The sequence below is a fragment of the Novosphingobium sp. AP12 genome (assembly GCF_000281975.1).
Taxonomy (GTDB): Bacteria; Pseudomonadota; Alphaproteobacteria; order Sphingomonadales; family Sphingomonadaceae; genus Novosphingobium.
In genome coordinates, this window is the sequence record NZ_AKKE01000187.1 from 1 (window position 1) to 643 (window position 643).

Annotated in this window: 1 protein-coding gene; it reads right to left on the reverse strand. The window is 46.8% G+C overall.

Translation table 11 applies throughout. The features are described from left to right. The coding region (locus PMI02_RS27495) for a hypothetical protein (protein ID WP_157222691.1) at positions 1 to 491 on the reverse strand (491 nt) is incomplete at its 3' end. Positions 492 to 643 lie beyond the last annotated feature (152 nt).

Below are 643 nucleotides of genomic sequence, written 5' to 3' on the forward strand. Positions count from 1 at the left end.
AAGCCATTGCCGACCGTAGCTTTGTAAATGACCATGCGAGTGCCTTCCGGCACCAAGAGGCCATTTTTCTCCGCCTCGATAAGCTCTCCTACAGTGCGAACATTGTGAGCCCTGACATAATCATCAATTATACCTTGAAAGGCGTCGCGGCGACCTTCAAGGTATGTGGTGTATATTTCTGCATCGGTCGTTTTGGTGTCATCTGTTGCAACAATTAAACCTCTATTTTTACCTTCGATGAAAGTGGCGCCTTCAACTCTATCCCCGAGGATGTCGGACGTTTTTAATTTCAGGTCTGTCGAGTTTGGGTCCGACGTAAGCAACCTCTGAAATACACCAGAATGCCCAGTGAGATCCTTTCCAGAGGGACTTACCCCTTCTTTCAGGCCGCCATGCATCGCTATTTCGTGTATCAGGACAAGCTGTATATTTGCTTCTCTACTGACAACGCCATATTTATCAATAAAAAATTGGTCGGTAAGGTCGGACATTCGATAATATTGCTGGCCACTACCATCCGTAGTCGCCGCGCGTGCATTTCCTATGACGTATTTAGCTCTATTTTCTCTGCCCTCTATTTTAGTCGGCTCTAGAAGGTTGATTGTCGCGTATCCGTCGGCATACGTATCCGGTCTGTTGTCAA